General features: G+C 49.3%; 12 protein-coding genes. 3 read left to right on the top strand and 9 right to left on the bottom strand.

Features of this window, described 5'->3' with window-relative positions; translation table 11 throughout:
• Positions 1–12 precede the first annotated feature (12 nt).
• On the bottom strand, positions 13–708 hold the full coding sequence (locus tag PCH05_RS12115; protein ID WP_127602654.1) for a Crp/Fnr family transcriptional regulator: 696 nt from the start codon (positions 706–708) through the stop codon (positions 13–15).
• 107 nt (positions 709–815) lie between these two features.
• Between PCH05_RS12115 and PCH05_RS12110 the strand changes: the two genes are divergently transcribed.
• Complete coding sequence (locus PCH05_RS12110; RefSeq protein WP_164766632.1) at positions 816–1,469, top strand: HAD-IIB family hydrolase; 654 nt, start codon at positions 816–818, stop codon at positions 1,467–1,469.
• Between the two features lie 149 nt (positions 1,470–1,618).
• On the opposite strand, the gene PCH05_RS12105 is transcribed toward PCH05_RS12110, so the two are convergent.
• Positions 1,619–2,956, bottom strand: coding sequence for a right-handed parallel beta-helix repeat-containing protein (locus PCH05_RS12105; protein WP_127602652.1), 1,338 nt, complete (start codon positions 2,954–2,956; stop codon positions 1,619–1,621).
• 240 nt (positions 2,957–3,196) lie between these two features.
• Between PCH05_RS12105 and PCH05_RS12100 the strand changes: the two genes are divergently transcribed.
• Positions 3,197–3,862, top strand: coding sequence for a DUF1697 domain-containing protein (locus tag PCH05_RS12100; protein WP_246049508.1), 666 nt, complete (start codon positions 3,197–3,199; stop codon positions 3,860–3,862).
• A 98-nt stretch (positions 3,863–3,960) separates the two neighbouring features.
• On the opposite strand, the gene PCH05_RS12095 is transcribed toward PCH05_RS12100, so the two are convergent.
• The 4 genes from PCH05_RS12095 to PCH05_RS12080 form a co-directional block, all read right to left on the bottom strand.
• The gene (locus PCH05_RS12095) at positions 3,961–5,133 is read right to left on the bottom strand and encodes a copper amine oxidase N-terminal domain-containing protein (RefSeq protein WP_127602651.1); all 1,173 of its coding nucleotides are present in this window, start codon (positions 5,131–5,133) and stop codon (positions 3,961–3,963) included.
• Between the two features lie 230 nt (positions 5,134–5,363).
• Positions 5,364–6,197, bottom strand: coding sequence for a carbohydrate ABC transporter permease (locus PCH05_RS12090; protein WP_127602650.1), 834 nt, complete (start codon positions 6,195–6,197; stop codon positions 5,364–5,366).
• A 20-nt stretch (positions 6,198–6,217) separates the two neighbouring features.
• Positions 6,218–7,108 carry a carbohydrate ABC transporter permease gene (locus PCH05_RS12085; RefSeq protein ID WP_127602649.1) on the bottom strand — a complete coding sequence of 297 codons (891 nt, stop codon included), beginning with the start codon at positions 7,106–7,108 and terminating at the stop codon, positions 6,218–6,220.
• Positions 7,109–7,198: 90 nt separating this feature from the next.
• Positions 7,199–8,650: an ABC transporter substrate-binding protein gene (locus tag PCH05_RS12080; protein ID WP_174806258.1), complete on the bottom strand. Its 1,452-nt coding sequence runs from the start codon at positions 8,648–8,650 to the stop codon at positions 7,199–7,201.
• A 501-nt stretch (positions 8,651–9,151) separates the two neighbouring features.
• Between PCH05_RS12080 and PCH05_RS27905 the strand changes: the two genes are divergently transcribed.
• Positions 9,152–14,098: a S8 family serine peptidase gene (locus tag PCH05_RS27905; protein ID WP_127602648.1), complete on the top strand. Its 4,947-nt coding sequence runs from the start codon at positions 9,152–9,154 to the stop codon at positions 14,096–14,098.
• 123 nt (positions 14,099–14,221) lie between these two features.
• On the opposite strand, the gene PCH05_RS12070 is transcribed toward PCH05_RS27905, so the two are convergent.
• From PCH05_RS12070 to PCH05_RS12060, 3 genes are all read right to left on the bottom strand, one after another.
• Complete coding sequence (locus tag PCH05_RS12070) at positions 14,222–14,569, bottom strand: hypothetical protein (protein ID WP_127602647.1); 348 nt, start codon at positions 14,567–14,569, stop codon at positions 14,222–14,224.
• Positions 14,570–14,636: 67 nt separating this feature from the next.
• Positions 14,637–14,993, bottom strand: a complete 357-nt coding sequence (locus tag PCH05_RS28090; protein WP_127602646.1) for a thioredoxin family protein — start codon at positions 14,991–14,993, stop codon at positions 14,637–14,639.
• 237 nt (positions 14,994–15,230) lie between these two features.
• Complete coding sequence (locus PCH05_RS12060; protein WP_127602645.1) at positions 15,231–16,823, bottom strand: amidohydrolase; 1,593 nt, start codon at positions 16,821–16,823, stop codon at positions 15,231–15,233.
• Positions 16,824–16,882: the final 59 nt, after the last annotated feature.

The raw sequence follows: 16,882 nt of genomic DNA, 5'->3' as shown, positions 1-16,882 counted from the left end.
TTCATACCGCCGCTATGATTCATAGCGGATGCCATGGGATCGTTTTTGAAGCTCTTTTGGATCAATGATCACAATGGATTCCTGCTCCTTGCAAATGATGCGCTGCTCCGTTAATTTTTGAATGATGCGATTTAAGTGTCTGGGGGTGGTACCGATAAGATCCGCAATTTCCTGCGTGTTCGTCGTCCTCATTTCTTTACCGAAATCATCGGCCTCCTGCAGCGTACTCAGCAGATAGCTGGCAAATCGATTTTCGACCGCAGCCAGCAAGTTTACGCGCGAAGCCGTTGTGCATGTCTGAAGTTTATAGGTGGTATGTGAAAGTAATGTTAGCAGAAACTTGGGATCGTTTAGCAAATGCTTATATATGTATTGAAAAGAAACCGCAATGCAGTGTACTGGCTGAACAGCTTCAACCTGGGATTGAACGGCGACTCTTTGGATGAGCTCGATATCTCCCATAATCGCGAAAGGCTCGCAAAATCGCAGCAGCAGCGCCTTTCCGGTCTGCACGCTGGAGGATATTTTTACTTTTCCACCAACCAGATACAACAGTGCATCCATCGATTCGCCTTCCTCCAGGATCCGCTCTTCTTTCTCGTAGCTGCGGAGCTCAAAAGGAATGCCGTCCAAGGATGTAAAACATTGCTGTATATTGAATTGCTGCATATAAGATTGCAATAGAAACGTATCATGAACGATCTTCACGGCGAAAGTTCTCCTTTTGCGGACATCCGTCCTTTTCTTAGCTTCAATGGCTGCTTATGATAGATTCAAAAACAGCAAGGATGTGCAAGATGAATTTTGTATTCGATTTGGATGGAACGATTTGTTTTCAGGGAAAAGTGCTTAGCCACGCCATCATTGAGGCCTTAGATGCACTAGCTCACTACGGACATGACATTATATTCGCTTCTGCACGCCCGATCCGTGATTTACTGCCCGTGCTGCCCCCGCATATGCATGCTTATCCGATGGTGGGCGGCAACGGTGCACTTGTTGCCAAAGACAAGCATATCATCTCCACAGTTCACTTTAAAGAAGAGGTCATGAACAAAATCCTCTCCATCATTCATTCGCATCAGCTAGCCTATTTGATTGATGGTCCATGGGATTATGCCTATACCGGAAGGGAAGATCATCCGATCCGGAAAAATATCGATCCGGAAAAGAGGGCGAACCTCGTCCCTCTCGCCTCTTTAACCAGTACCGTTAAAATCGTTCTGCTCGATATGCCTGACCGGAAGACCATTATGAACGAGTTATCAATGCTTCCGGTGGTTGTGCATGAACATGGAGATGAAGGCATACTCGATATAAGTCCTCAAGGTATCGATAAGTGGAACGGGTTGGTCAAACTAGGTATCCAAGAACGCTCGTATATCGCTTTCGGAAATGATGCCAATGATATATCCATGTTTCAGCATGCGCTGACATCGGTAATAGTTTTTGCCGTCGGCCATCGTTAATTGCGTCGCATATATCCCGTCAACGACCTGCATGTTGCAGACGGCACAAATGTCAACCTCCTCGTTGATCGGCTGAGCCGTATATTTCTTTTCTCCGCAAGCGCTCGTCATCATGACTATTGCCAGTATGGCGGCCGGCATCCATTTTTTCATTTTCGAATTCCCCCTCTTATGATGAATAAAGCTGCCGTGAGCAGCAGCATGCCAACAGTGAAGACTGCTGATCGTTCCCGGCCGTCCCGCGCGTAATCCGCTTCCAAGTTCAAATCCATTCGCATCAGCGGAGCGCTGTCCCGTGCCGTCGTTCTGCCGGGATCCGCAAACAGATTGCTAAGAAACGTCATGCTCGGCGATTGAAAAAAAAGCTGGTAGGCAGCATTTTTAGCGATAAATTGCTGATAGAACGGATTCATCGCGTAAGGAATTTCGCTTCGTCCGTCATGGTTCAAGTCCAATCCTTGAAAGGAATCCCAATAATTCTCCATAAAACGGTTGCTGCTGCTTCCTTTTTCCATGGATTCAATCACGTTCGTGACAAAACCGTTATGGAGGAACGTGTTTTGATCCGCATTGATCACCTGAATCCCGACAAAATTGTTGAAAAGCCCATTATCAGCCACCCGGTTGCCCGTCGATTTCTCGATGTAAACCCCGACCCGGTTGCCCTCAACCACATTGCGTTCAACCAAGGAATCCTGCACGTCATACAGCAAAATACCCTGCGCATACACATTATTCGATTGCTTTCGGAAGGAATTATCGGAGACTACCGTGTTTTTGACGACCATCACCATGGCCCCGGTAAAATTATGCTCCCCCACGTTTCCGATAACTTGGGATTCATGGATGTACATACAGTGAATCCCGTACCTTGAGTAGGAAATCCGGTTTCCTTTCACCGTTTCGCTGCTCCCCTGCTCCATGTAGATCCCGTCTTTCATATACTCGATCTGATTGTCGGTAATTCGGGTATCCGGGGCGTTGTACAGATCAATCCCGTTTCTTTTCTTTTCGGGACGGTCGGCGTTTGGATCAAACCAGGCGATCTGATTGTCGTGTATGACCGTTCCGCCCGCATCCCTTACCATGATGCCGTAACCCATCGTCCGAATGGATAAGTTCTCCAGTCTGGACTTACTGCCGTGGACTTCGACGGCTGCCGATTCAAGGGCTCCGTGATGCGTAATCTGCAGTCCGGTGATCTGTACCCCGTCGGCGCTCAACGTCATGGCAGACTTATCCGAATCGTTCACAAGCGTGGTGGAACCGTCGCCTCGAATGGTTATTCGCTTATTCACATTGACCGGCCCGGCGTACGTGCCGGCAGCAAGGCGTATGGTATCTCCTTCGGCAGTACGATCGACCAAGGTCTGAAGCGATACCGGTTGCTGTTGCTCGGCTGACTCCGCCGAAGCATCCCCGGATAGCCCGGCACAGCAGATGAGCAGCAGCGCTGCAAAAACGATCCATGCCCTGGACAGCGGCAAAACCTCCCTTATGTTCTATCACAGCGTATTTTATAAAAAATGCCTTGAATCTTATATAGCCCATAATAGCTAAACCGTTTTAAGCGCTTGGACAATTGTGGCAGTTTTGTGAGGGGAAATGGAAAAAGCCTGCAAATCCGAATGTTCCAGATTTACAGGCTTGGACGCATAAAGGTGATGGTATTAACGGGGAAATTTTCCGTTTGATATCCAGGCTAACTCTACGTAGATGCTTTTACGATGGAAAGTATTTTTATAGTTAAGTTCACCTCAATTGCCCGCACAGGTGTAATGATATATAGTAATATCACTCAGAGCATTATCATATTCCCTGTTAGGATGGAGTTGAATCTTGGGATGACGGCCGTATACGCTGTATTACTCCGCGGAATCAATGTGGGCGGACATAACAAAATCAAAATGGCAGAACTGAGGAAGGTGCTTGAAGAAGCGGGCTGCGAGCAGGTTCAAACCTACATTCAAAGCGGAAACATCGTTCTAAAGTCAAAGCTTGATCCCTTTATGCTTCGAGAACAACTTGAGGAAATCATTCAAACAGCTTTTGGTCTTTCCGTGCCTGTTGTTGTACGCAGCAGCGAAGCGTTTGATGCGATTATGCAGCAAAGTCCGTTTGAGGAAAGCGCTTTGCGGGAAGGGGAATCGATTCATGTCTCCATGCTCGCAGGCACTCCAAGTGAAGAAGGTCTAGCACGACTAGCAGCGGCTGAGCGCGGTAATGATGAATACCGGATCATCGGCTCCGATGTGCATCTCCTGTTCCGGCAAAGCATCCGGGATTCCAAATTAGCCGTCAACCTCGCGAAGCTTGGCGTTCAAGGTACGGTTCGAAACTGGAATACAATGAAAAAGCTACATGCGATGCTGAAGGAATACATAATGGATTAGCCCGCCGCTCCATATACTTCATAGGATTAATGAACCGTTTGTTTTCAACGTCAAAGAACCCGCTGTCCCATTCTGGACTATAGCGGGTCCTTCTCGTTTTATTTCATTACATATTTCAATTGACGGTCCTTGCCGCTAAATGGACTATGATAAGAGAAGTTGAGTGTTCCAACAGGACTTTCCCCTGCAAAATTCAATTCATCCCCGTAATAAGGCACATCATTCCGTTCCGAGTACTCCTGCTCTTCCGGAGTCAACAGCTCCTTATACAGGAGGGTCGCCGAGTTGTCTTTCAGGTTAATCAGGGTGAGCAAGCCTGTTGTATTCGGACGAATCAGCAGATAATTGTCACTTATGGCCAAGACCGAGTAGACTTCATCCTTGCCCCCAAGTTCTTGCAAATTGTACTCTTTTGTCACCTTACCGTTTTCATCCAGCAGCGTCAGCGTTTTTCCGTCGTGCAGGGCCGGTTTGCCGTTATAAGTATACACGTTCCTTTCGAAACGCTGGAAATACTTCGCTTTGGTCTGCTTCACGATTTGTTTATTTTTGATAAAAGCCGTGTAAACCGCTGTGTGAATGTGCGGCTCCCCGTAATTATCCGTTACATAGACCATGATGCCGCCGCCATTCAGGTATTGGGCCTCGATGTTAACGAATTCTTGAAGGTCGACGTTCAGTTTGCCGGAAGCCACCGGTACCGCTTCGAAAGGATAGGCAGTATATATGTCTCCGGTTTTGCGGTTCAGCCAAATCGTGAGGTTGACGCCTCCCCCTTTCACATACTCGGCCGAATGGGTGATCGCAACCGTTCTTTTCGAACCGTTCCAGTCGACACCCGCACCGATTGCTTCCGAGAAGAAGCGCAGCGGGACATAGACGCGTCCGTTCACGATTTTCACAGGTGCTGTCAATTTGATTTGTTTGCCATTCACTTCCGCTTCCACAGCCCCGGGCTTTACTTTGATCACGCGTTCGGGATAGGTCATTGACACCGTCTTGCTGGATGCATCCCAATAAACGATCGTACCCAGCAGTTCGCCGATATCCCTTAATGGCAGATACACGGAGCCCCGCTCCATGAAGGGTGCCGAATCCGGCGTAAATTCATTTCCGTTTAACGTCACTGAAATCGATGCCTTGTTTTGTTGAACGCTTGCGGAAGATGCCGCAGCAGCTGGAGCCGTCCCGTTAAATAACGGAGTCGTTGCCAGCAATACGGCAAGTCCCCATACGGCAGCGAAAGAGGCTGCACGGGATGTTGTTCGCATGTTTCGATTCCTCCTAATCTTTTTTGCCAGTATGATTCATGTCATGAAGAAGGGGGTCTTTCTTAGTTTAGACGTCTTCTTCCGCTCAAAAGTTTCAGAGATGATGATGTGGAAGGCAATACACCGCGCAGATTGCTGGAAGCACTAGGGCACAAAAAAGCAGACAAAGGAATGATTCAAGTCCTCTGCCTGCTCATTATTAATTACATACACCTGTCGAATCACATGACTTAGCCCTTCGTTCCCCCTTGCATGCTGAAGCCTTTGGACATGAAGCGCTGCGACAAAATATACAGCACGATCGACGGCATCGCATACATTATGGAAAATGCTGCTAATTTTCCGTAATCCACCATCCCGTATTGCCCGAAAAATTGATACAGCTTTAAGGATGCTGGGAACTTCTCGGGGGTTTGCAGCAAAATGTATGGAACGAAGAAGTTTCCCCAGCTGCCGGAGAAGGTAAAGATCGCGACAGTACAGATTCCGGGCACCATCAGAGGCGCGATAATTTTGCGGATGCCAGCGAACACCGATGCCCCATCGACCCAAGCCGCTTCCTCCAAATCTCCGGGTACCGAGTCCATGAAATTTTTCAGCATCCAAATCCCGTACGGCATCGACGAAGCGACATAAAAAAGCACGACCCCTACGTTGTTATCGTACAACTTCAAGGTTAGAAAAAGCTGGTACACAGGTACCATGACGGCCGTGATCGGCAGCGAGGTCATAAACAAAATCGTCAGCATGAACGGCTTTTTGTATTTGAGCTGGTACCGGGATAGCGGATATGCGGCAAGCAGCGCCAGAATGACAACGATAACGGCTTGGCCGAGCGACATCAACAGCCCGATCACAAACGCACGCTGGTTCTCATGGCTGCTTAAGACATCGATATAGTTTCCGGCGGTCACATGCTTGGGCATTTTAAGGGATTGCATCGCATTGGGATCGACAGAAGCCACCAGTACCCACAGCAGCGGCAGTAGAAAGCAGATCCCGATGACCGATAAGATGACATAAGGAAGGATCCGGTATATGAGCTTGCGCTGTTTCGTATTCATACGAAATCTCCTTTATGTAATTACTCTTTTAACGAGCGGATATAGAACAGGCTGAGCACGATGCCGATCAACAGCAGAAGCAGCGAAATGGCTGTGCCGTAACCCAGTTGGTAATTGACGAATGCCTGGTTGTACATAAAAATCGGCAATGTCGTGGTTGACGTTCCCGGCCCCCCGCCGGTCATTGCATAGATCAGTCCGAATACGCCTAAGGTTTGCAGCGTGACAAGCATCATGTTTGTCGTGATCGTTTCCTTAATGTAAGGGATCGTAATCCGGAACAAAATTTGCAGACGGGATGCTCCGTCCACCACAGCTGCTTCTTCAATCTCATTCGGAACATCATCCAAGGCCGCCTGGAAGACAAGCATGGAAAATGCGGTGCCATGCCAGATGTTGGCGAGAATGATCGTCAGCATCGGTACAGTATACAGCCAGGTGACAGCAGAAATACCGAAGAAGGATAGGATCGCGTTCAGCGTCCCCTCATCGCCGAAAAAGCTGTACAAGCACAGGGCGCATACAATTTCCGGCGTCACCCACCCTGCCAATACGACCGTTCCGATCACGCGGCGAAATACTTTACTCTTGTGCTTCATCAGCAGCGCAATCAAAAACCCGAGCACCTGCTGGCCAATAACTGCCGATCCGATCAAAAAGATAAGCGTATTCCAGATGCTGACCCGGACCGTGGGATCCTGAAACATTCTTGCATAATTATCGAATCCGACGAACTTCAGCTCCTTGGCCGCCTCGCCGGTCAACGCGAGATTCGTGAAGGAATAAAAAAAGGTCAGCAGAATCGGATAAATAAAAAACAGCAGCATAATGGCGATGGATGGCAGCAGGAAATAGAGCCAGGTATAGTTTTTTCTTTTTAAACGCGGCGTTGACACCGTTAGTCCGCCCATGCACGCCTCTCCTTTCTCACTGTGAACAAAAGAACACCGCATGCCCGCGCCTCACACCAGGTTGGCGGGATCGCGGGCATGCAGGCCGTTTTATTTTTGAAGCGTATTGTCCTGTCCGACGATCCGGGTGATGTCCTGCGCATATTTCTTGGCGGCATCCGCCGCTTTGGTTCCCGTAGCAACCGATTCAACCATCGTTTGAATTTGGGTAGAGACCTCCGGATATTTATCCTGTGCCGGTCTGAACTCGGCATTTTTCAAATACTCGGTGGAAATTTCATTAAACGGCATTTTGGTGTATTCCGGATCCTTGGCCACGTCTGCACGCACCGTAATGTTTCCGGAGGCAATCACCAGCTTTTCCGTGTTATCCTTGTTTAGAGCGAATTTGATAAAGTCCCACGCCTCATCCTTATGCTGTGCATTGGCCGGAATGGACAGTGCCCAGCCGCCGGCCAGCGTAATGGAACCCGGAGCCTGCCCTTTGTTCGTCGGCATCGGGGCAAATCCGAGCACATCCTTGTATTCCGGCCATGGCGCAGCCCCGCCATCCAGATAATTGCCGGGAATCCACGAACCGTCTAGCGAAATCGCGAGCTTGCCTTTCGGCAAATATTCACGCGTTGCCGTGTTGCCTGCCTGCCCGTTTAATACTTTGGACAGCGGCGGACCCAGCTTTTCTTTGGTGATTGTTTCAATGAAAGTCAAGGCGTCAGTGATGCCTTGGCTTTTCGTAATCCATTTCTTGCTTGCATCGTCATACAGTCTTTCCCCTGCTCCATAGAGAAGCATTTCATACGTCTGCATCGACGTGGCTTCTCCCGTCGCTTTGCCCAGGTTCATCCAGATCGGTACGACGTCACTGCCTGCCTTGGCCTTGATGGTCCGGGCTGCGTCGAGAACTTCATCCCAGTTTTTAGGCTGCCAGTCTTCCGGCAATCCCACTTTCTTGAAAATCTCCTTGTTGTACCATAGCCCCCGGGAATCCGTGTTGTACGGAACACCGTATACCTTGCCGTCGCTCGCGGTCACGCCCTTCTTCATCGCCTCGATGAACGATCCGTTCGTCCAGTCCTCCCAGCCTTTCAGCCGCTCATCCAGCGGTTCGAGAAAACCTGCGCTCGCATCCGAATTCAGCATGAACGTGTCTTCGGTCACGATATCCGGAGCGGTATCCTTGGATTTCAGAGCCAGCGCGATCTTGGCAAAATAGTCGCCTTCCGAAGCCTGGATCGGAGTCGGCTTAATCTCCACATCCTTATTCGAATATTGCGCCGCCACATCTTTAATCCATTTGTACAGGGTGCCCTTCTCGCCTGTGCCATCGTCACGGTAAGTGATCGTAATCGTTTTCTTGGCGGTTGTACCTTTGTCGCCGCTGTCCTTGGACGGAGCAGGTTCACTGGTTCCCGAGTCTTTGGGTGTCGTTGTGCCCGAATCCGTGCCGGAGCTGGTGCTGGAGCTCGAGCTTGAGCAGCCCACCGTCATCGCCAGCAGCAGCGCCGAAGACATGAGCGCCCATTTTCTTTTTGCCTGTTTCATCTTTAACCCTCCTTCAGTCGAAAGCGTTTGCACTCATCTAATCCATATTTCAGCTCAGAGGCAAATATTCGATAATGCGCAGAAGAAGAGAGACTACAAATAACGCATGGTATTTTTGCAAATTCCTTACATAATGTCTGGAATTATGAATTTATATCCATCTTTTTATAAGAATTTATGCTGAATTATAGATATACAAATCGGGTTCATTATAAGTCCTTCCTCCCATCTATCTTCTGCGAAAGCACGATATCATTGGCTTATCGCCTTCCATTTCGGATTATTCAAGGGGTTGCGTGACCATTCCATGAATCTCGACACGATTTTACGACAGCAATCTTTCCCGACTCGTTCTTTAGACCGCCTTACTTTTGTCTCATCCCATCTAAATGTTAAAAATGTAAAATGATTTTGTATTTTACTACTGTTCAATTAACTGTATGTAAAGGGGGACCGCTTCTATATTCATTGGAGATTAGATGAACTACGGAGGATATCTATTTGCTAAAAAGCACATCGATCATTCGTAAGTCTTCGACCCTGCTGCTGAGCACGATTCTCGCCGTCGGAATTACATACCCCCACCCTGCTTTGGCTGCCTCGGGATCGGACAAGCTGCCGGATCACCTGAAAGCCCAAATCGAAGCTCTTCTCAAGCAAAACAACCTTAACGGCAAGGAACTGGATGCTCAAGCCAAGTCACTCTTAAAGCCATCGCAATTCTCCGCCCTGTCGGCTGCTGCCGAAGCGGGTCCGCAAAACTATGTCGGGTCTTCGGACAGCAGCGAGCCGGTACCGGTCATTGTCCAGCTGAAGAACGATCCGCTCAAGGTATACGAAGTCAGTCCTTCGGCGCGTTCGCGCTCTTCCCTGGGCAGCTACAGCAGCATTTTGAATCAGGAGCATTCTGCGTTCAAATCCGCGGCCATCGCTAAAACGGGTGCCTCATTCAAACGCGAATACTCTAAAGTCTTTAACGGTTATGCTCTGACGCTGCCGGCAAATCAGGTGGATAAGCTGCTGACGCTGCCTAACGTCAAAGCCGTTTTCCCGAACGAAGAGGTTCATGCCCTCCCGATCGCTGATGGTCATGACGTTGAGGCAAATATGGATGAAAGCGCGCCGTTGATTGGTGCCAATGACATGTGGGACTCGGGTTATAAAGGCCAAGGTATTAAGGTCGGCGTCATTGATACCGGCATCGATTACAATCATCCCAGCTTGAAAGGCGCCTATAAAGGCGGCTACGATTTCGTGGATAACGACGACGATCCCATGGAAACCTTGCCCGTTCCTGGAAAAGGCCCCGTAAACGGTAGCTCCTATGAAACGCTGCATGGTACCCACGTATCCGGCACAGTAGCCGGACAAGGAGATCCCGAGCATCCGGATGCCGGCAAAGGCTGGGTCCGTGGCGTCGCTCCTGAATCCGAGCTGCATGTGTATCGCGTTCTGGGTCCTTATGGCAGAGGAAGCACCGAAAATGTCATCGCTGGCATCGAAAGAGCTGTGAGCGACGGCATGGACGTCATCAACCTCTCCCTCGGATCCAAAACGAACAATTCCTACTCGCCGGACGCCATAGCCGCGGATAACGCAGCGTTGTCGGGCGTCACGGTCGTGCTATCCAACGGCAACGAAGGTCCGAATCCAGAAACAGTCGGCAGTCCGGCCGCTGCTCAGCTGGCTATTTCCGTAGGCGCTTCGACACCGCCACTGCAAACGCCAATTTTTAAATCAGCCTCTGTCGGTATTGTATACGCTCAACTGGCAGCCGGTTCGACTAAACTGGAAACCGCCGGCGAACAGCTTAATCTGGTTATCGCAGGTTTGGGTAAACCTCAAGACTATACAGGACTTGATGTGAAGGACAAAACCGTATTGGTTCAGCGCGGTGAAATTTCTTTTGCCGATAAAACCGTAAACGCGGCCAAGAACGGGGCCAAAGCCGTCATCATATACAACAATGCCACCGGAGAAATTGGTGGAGCGACCATTGAAGGCGCAGCTCAGGTCATACCGACGTATACCGTCAGCAAGGAGCTGGGGGAACAGTTGCGTGATGCCGTCAAAGCCGGAAATAGTCAGGTCACATTTGAATACAAAGCAGAGAAGGATCTTCTTGCCGACCTTAGCTCTCGAGGCCCTGCACTTCCTAACTATACGATCAAGCCGGATATTACCGCTCCGGGCGTCGGAATTCGTTCTTCTATTCCGGCATTCGAGGTAGGTGGAGATTACTCCAAAGCTTATGAGGATTTGCAAGGTACCAGCATGGCGTCACCGCATGTCGCAGGTTCGGCAGCACTCTTGCTTGAAAAGACACGCAAGGAAGGTCTGAATTTACAACCTGACCAAATCAAGGCGCTGCTGACGAATAACGCACTGCTGATCAAAGATCGAAATAATCATCAGTATAATGTATACGAACAAGGTGCCGGCCGTGTTGACATTAAAAATTCCGCTGAGGCCCAAGCCATTGTCAAAGTAAAAGAAGAACTACCGGTACAGCTTCAGGATAAGACTCGCGTAGCTGCGTACTCGGGCAGTTTGTCCTTCGGGCAGCAAGGCGCTGGCTCAACCGTGACAAGAGAAATTTCAATTGATAATATTGCGCACAAGGACCAACGCTACGCCGTTTACACTAATTGGAGCAGCAACAGCTCCTTGTCCCTCGTACCGGACAGTTGCGATATCCATATCAAGTCAGATCAAGATTCGGTATCTGTAAACGTAACGCTTCAAATTCCAGAAGGAACTGATGAGGGGATTTATGACGGACAACTGGAGTTTACCAATGTTACAACTGGCCATCAACTGCACGTTCCATTTAGCGTTTATGTTGGCAAAAAGTACGATCTGGATGCGATTACGAACCTTGAAGTGGATCCAATCTACCTTTCTACCGCTGAAGGTGGTAAAGGTACTGAGGTTTATTATTCAGTGAATAAAAAACTCAAGGATTATGTCTTCGCGTTGGTATCATTTGATGAAGAGGATCATGCGGAAGTGGCAGGTGTCGTTTATAACGACAAATTTGATTCTTCCAAAGACCCTTTCTATTATTCGTTTGATTGGGATGGATCTTATAATAGTGAAAATGGTTTAGAAAAAATCCAATCTGATGGGGTATATGCGTTGATTCCTGCAATATATGAAGGTAGCGAGGATGAGCCTACGCTTATTTTGGATTCATTAACGGAGTTTGTCGTCGACAACACGCCTCCTAAAGCTATCTTGCCGGAAAACGTAATGATATCATCTGAGAAGCCAGACATCGGAATCCTTCAGGGGTCCATTGAGGAAGATCTGCTCATTGATCTTCTTTATGATGGAACCAATCTATCTGATCTCGTCCATGTTAAAGCCAAGTCCGGACTAAAATCCGATGAAAAATTGAAGGAATACAATGGCACAATCGACAGCAAAGGAAATTTCAATGTCGAAGTTCCGTTAAATATCGGTGAAAATAAAGTAGAACTTTTCGTATATGATGACGCTGGAAATGGCTCTGCCGCACCAGCTAAAACATACGAAGTGGATATCTACAAGCCAGTGCCGGAAGATACCAAGGTAATCTGGCATCCTGAGAAAAAAGAGGTCATGGCAGAAGAACCTATCCATATCAACGTTGGTTTTGGAGGAAAACCTGCGGTCAAAACCATTAGCTTTGATGTCGAATACGATGCCAGACTTATTGCAGTTGAACCTTCTCCGCTTCACAAAGGAGTAGAAATCATTTCAGCTGACAACACGGCTGCGGAGCCAGGTCCTGATTCCAAAACCAACTTGGTACATTACGAATTCAAAATGGATCCCCCTGCAAATTTGGATGATTTTGCAAAGCTTACTTTTAGTGGTACAGAGCCAGGCGACTACTCATTTACTCTTAAAAATGTCGTAGTAAAAGACGAAAATGACAAACAGGTTACGGCCGCTGTATCATCACCTGAGGTAATCAAAATCATCCCTAAGCCAGCTGACAATGGCTCCAGCAATGGAGGAAATGATACGCCTCCAGCAGGGCAACCGGATTCTGCTAACCCTAGCCCTGAGCCGATAGATCCTGCTGGTTCTACAGATCCACAAACAGAACCTGGAGAACTGCAATCGAATGCTCACGGAAATACCGCAGTACCTGCAGCATTCGAGGAAACTGATCCTGCAGCAGTATCGGGTAATGAACACGTTATTCAAAAAATATTTGCTTCAAGCTCCAACGAACCGACAGCTGAAACCATCGTTAGGGCTACGCTCAGCCCTTGCCCGAAACCAAATCCGGATCCGGGTACGGACCCAGGCACAGATCCTGGAACGGATCCGGGAACTAGCCCTGGCGGATCCTCTTCGAGTGGAGGTTTCACTCCTGCCCCTGCCCCGTCCACGCCAGCAGGAACCAAACAAACTTCCGGCACGTTGACGGAAAAAGGCAGCGGCGATCAAAAGACGGCAGTTCTGAGCATCGACTCCGCTTATATCACTGGTCAACTGAACAATGTCAGCAAATCGGTTATCATCGATGTTTCGGACGTAAAAGCCGAAAACTATCACCCATTAAGCATTCAGTTCAGCAGTGCGCTTGCCGACCAATTGATGAAAAGCGGCAAACCGCTGAGCATCAAAGGAAATGGTTTTGAAATCAATATCCCTGCGGGAGAAATCAAGAGCTTCGTGACGAAGGATGGCTTTAATCTGAGCCTCAGCTACAGCAGCAGCCCTGCAGGTGTACCGCAGGCGCCGTCCGGCGGAAATGTAAAATTCGTTTCGGGTGCCCTGACTATTGCCGAACCTGCTTCCGCATTGACCACTCCGGTATCCATTACGCTGTCGATCGATCCATCTAAAGTGACGAACCGCAGCAAGGTTGGGGTCTTCTCGCAAAGCAACAGCGGCCAATGGAACTACTTCGCCGCAGGTTCGAATGGATCAGCCTTCGTTAGGTTCCAAACTGCGAAGCTTGGCGCATTCGGAGCGGCGGAAGTATCCAAATCGTTCGCGGATCTTGCGAATCACTGGGCCAAAAACGAGGTCGAGGTGATTGCTTCCCATTACTTGGCGAACGGCAAAGATACGACCGATACGTACAAGCCGAATGATCAAGTAACACAGGCTGAATTCCTGTCCTTGCTCGACCGTCTTCTCGGTACCGGCAAGACATGGACCGACCGCGCAGCAGAAACGGGATCCAATCACCCACTGACTCGCGAAGAGCTTGCCATTCTGCTTGCCAATGCACTTGGCGCCGAAGGGACAGCGTCTGCTTCAGAGCTTTCCTTTAAAGACCAAGGCAGCATTTCTCCGGATGCCAAAGCCGCGATTCTGTATGCCGTGCAAAAAGGCTATCTGAAAGGCAATCCGGATCAGACCTTTAATCCGAAAGGCAAGCTGACCCGGGCAGAAGCAGGCGTCATACTGTACCGCGTACTTCAGGATTTGCAGTCGAAATAAAGGGATGTCGTAGCGTTATTATCTCTAGACAAAAACAGCAGGCCGCTGAATACCAGCGGACCTGCTGTTTATTTATGACTGCTTTTGTATTCTCCCATTCTCTAAATGCTGCTTTAATAACCTTTATTTTTTATCAACCTGAAGCAGCGTTACCTGCTTCACATCATACGTATTCTGCAGTCGATCCTCTTGGATCACGCCTAGCTTGATGAGACCAGCGATTTTCGATGCATCCGATTTGGACAGCAGACGCCACAATTCCAGATCTGGCAGAGCCTCATACAGCTTGGCGTCATCATACTCCTTACGAGACTGCGAAATCAGCTTTACACGAAACGGGCCGGCCGCAAATTCCGATGTTTTCTTCTCCGTGCAAAAGGCCAAGATCTGCTCTCGAAGCTCTTTCAGCTCCTGCTCGGTCTCTCTTTGCTTCTCCTTAAGCTGGTAATATCTTTTGACGATCGTATCCATAACGTCACTCTCCCTCTTCTACATGTATATGCAGATCAAGGGTTGTATTAGGACAGGGACGGGGAATCTATGGATTCAAAGCTTCGCTCCATCCCTGCAGCTGCTTCCCCACATCACCCATAAGAATGAATCGGGATTGGCGGAAGACTTCCTTCCCTTCCACGAACAACAGCAGCGTCGGCGCTGTAAAAACGAGATATTCACCGGATAAATCCGGCGCTTCCTCCATGCGGATATACATACCCTGCACTTGCGGATAGATCGGCAGCAGATCTTCGAGCTTCGCCATGACGCTGTCACAGACACCGCAATGATCGGTTTTTATCAGAAGCAGTAAAAGCGGATGTTCCTTGGTACTGTTTTTTACTTGCTCCAGACTCGTTATATGCTCCGTGGTAAGCACCTCCCTGCTTGTTCGCCTCATTTCGGCTAATCTCTAACTTGAATCCATAAAATAAATAAGTTTACATAATTATATTTATGTCTTCTATGGACGTTTTGAGACGATATTTTGTTGATAGAATCCTCGATAGGTTGAGTTAGGCTGGAATGAGCGAGATGCGTTTAAATGCTTATTCTATTGTGAATTTTTCATATATTGAAATTATCATCTGTAAAAAGGTTATCTCCTTCTTTTAGAGCATAATCTTCCTCTCAGATTTTATTTTCCTCCAAAGACGATGTTCCCGTTAATCACTGTCATTTGAATGATATCCTGCAGCAGAACCTCTGGTCCTTGGTGAAATGGATCCTCTTTGAGAACGGTAAAGTCCGCGGCGTGCCCCTTTTCGATCATACCCCGATCGTGTTCATGATGAATCGCATAGGCGCTTCCCCTTGTATACAATGAGACCGCTTCGAATAGGCTAAGTCGCTCTTGTTCGCCATACACTGTGGCTTGGTGCGGCTTGGTGCGCGTGACAGCGGCATGGATGCCCTCCAGCGGCGATACTTTCTCGATCGGTGCGTCGGAGCCGCCGGCACATGGAATCCCTTGCTCCAGCAACGTTTTCCAAGCATAGATCAGGAGCCCCTCTGCCTCCCCTACCCGGTCCAGCACCCATGGAAAATCGGATGTCACGAAGCTGGGCTGGATGTCCGTGATGACGGGCAGCTTCTTCATTTGTTCCACCAGCTCCGGGCGTAAAATCTGACCGTGAATCAGCCGATCTCTTCGGCCTTCCGGACAAGGGTGCTTCTCGAAGTAATGCAAGACCTTCTCCGCCGCTCCGTCTCCGATCGCATGCGAAGCCACGGCCATGCCGAGCTCCCTTGCCCGGATCACCAGCTCTTCCAAAGCTTCATCGCTATGTACGGCAACGCCGGATGTCGAGGGATCATCCGCATATGGCCGGCTCAGCAATGCCGTTCTGCCGCCAAGCGCCCCGTCCGCAAACAGCTTCATTGCCCCGAATTCGATCAGCTCCGATGCAAACTCCGCTCCTCGGCCTGCTTCGAGCCATTCGTCCAGAGCCAAATGGTGTACCAGCAGATGAGCTTTGAAAGCTTTGTTGCGGTCATGGATAACCTTGTGAAAAGCACGCATCGTGCGAACGGAGCCGCCGTAATAGCTCAAATCCTCGGTATGGCAGCCTGTCAGGCCCTTGGACCAGCAATCCTCGATAGCCGCCGTGAGCGCCGCCTCCAAATATTCTTCCGTCACGCCGGGTACCGCAGATAACATTCTCTCCTGGGCTTGTTCTTTTATGATTCCATTGAGTCTCCCCGACGGATCCCTTTCCAGTACGCCGCCTGCCGGAGCATGCGAATGCTCGTCGATTCCTGCCGCCTTAAGCGCCGCGCTGTTTGCCGCAAGGACATGCCTGCACACTCTTCTTAACATGACCGGGTGCCTGGGCGCGGCAAGATCCAGCAGACTTCGCTGCGGGATCACACGCTCGGCCCAATCATTCTCGTTCCAGCCTTCCCCGATGATCCACATCCCATCAGGAAGCAGCTCGGACTGGATCCGTACGGCCTCCAATACCTCCTCCACACTGCTGCAGCTTCCGAGCTGGAGCTTCAAAAAGGTCTCGCCGTGGCCGATTAAATGCATATGGCTGTCTACCCATCCGGGAAACATGACTCCACCGGCCAAGTCATGTATTTCGGTAATGTGTTGCTCATAGGTTCGCGCCAGGATGGCCGCGTCGCCGATATCCTTGATCTTACCTTCTTCGGTGTATACCGCTTCTACCGTATGATGTTCTTGCTGCATGGTATAGATGGTGCCGCCCTGCCATAACGTTCCCACGTCTTCTCCTCCATTTTTGTTATTTTCGTTACGAATCTATTTATCATGATTGGTCCATT

The sequence above is a fragment of the Paenibacillus chibensis genome (assembly GCF_004001045.1).
Lineage (GTDB): Bacteria > Bacillota > Bacilli > Paenibacillales > Paenibacillaceae > Paenibacillus_AQ > Paenibacillus_AQ chibensis.
The sequence above is the reverse complement of the archived record's forward strand: the minus strand, read 5'-3'. Positions and strand labels throughout refer to the sequence as shown.